This window comes from Natronococcus sp. JC468 (assembly GCF_012163165.1).
GTDB classification, from domain to species: domain Archaea; phylum Halobacteriota; class Halobacteria; order Halobacteriales; family Natrialbaceae; genus Natronococcus; species Natronococcus jeotgali.
Window position 1 is genome coordinate 1 of sequence record NZ_JAAVUO010000113.1, and the last position, 813, is coordinate 813.

General features: G+C 67.8%; 1 protein-coding gene. It reads left to right on the forward strand.

Going from position 1 to position 813, the window contains the following annotated elements; genetic code table 11:
* Positions 1–25: 25 nt before the first annotated feature.
* The coding region (locus GWG54_RS20605) for a hypothetical protein (RefSeq protein WP_167939493.1) at positions 26–813 on the forward strand (788 nt) is incomplete at its 3' end.

Consider the following 813-nt stretch of genomic DNA (forward strand, 5'->3'; position numbering starts at 1 on the left):
TCGAATCGCAACGTCGACGCAATTAATGGACGACCACCAGTTCCTCGAGTCCGAGTGGGACTACTGTCTGGTCTTAGACGCCTGTCGCTACGACGTCTTCGAGGACGTCTACGACGATTACCTCGAGGGCGACCTCGAGAAGCGCCGCAGTCCCGGCTCTTCGACCCCCGAGTGGGCCTACCGCACCTTCACGGGCGAGCACGACATCGCGTACTTCTCGGGGAATCCCTTCATCAACGACCTGGGGATCCCGCTGAACGAACTCAAGTGGGGCGCCAGCTGCGACTACGACTGGACCGCCAGCGACCACATCGACCGCGTCTTCGACGTCTGGAAAACCCGCTGGGACGACGACCTCGGGACCGTCCCCCCCGACGGCCTCGCCGCCGCCATGCGCGACCACCCCGACGCCGTCGAGCGGGCCGACCGCACCGTCCTCCACTACATGCAACCACACGCCCCCTACCTCTCCCGGGGCTCCGGCCAGAAGCTCAAACAGATCCAGAAGGGCATCCGCCGCCAGGGCGAGGAAAACGACACCGACGCCCGCACCGACGGCGCCGGTGCCGGCGCCCTCTCCGCCATCGGTGAAACCATCCGCCCCAAACTCGAGCGCCGCCTCGAGGGCAGCGAACTCGCCCAGAAAGCCGGTCTCTGGCTCGAACTCGACCCAGCCGACCTCCTCCGCAGCGGCACCCGCGACGCCGCCCTCGAGCTCTACGAAGCAAACCTCCGCATCGCCCTCGAGGAGGTCGCCGCCCTCGCCGACGACCTCGACGGCCGCGTCGTCGTCACCGCCGACCACGGCGAGGC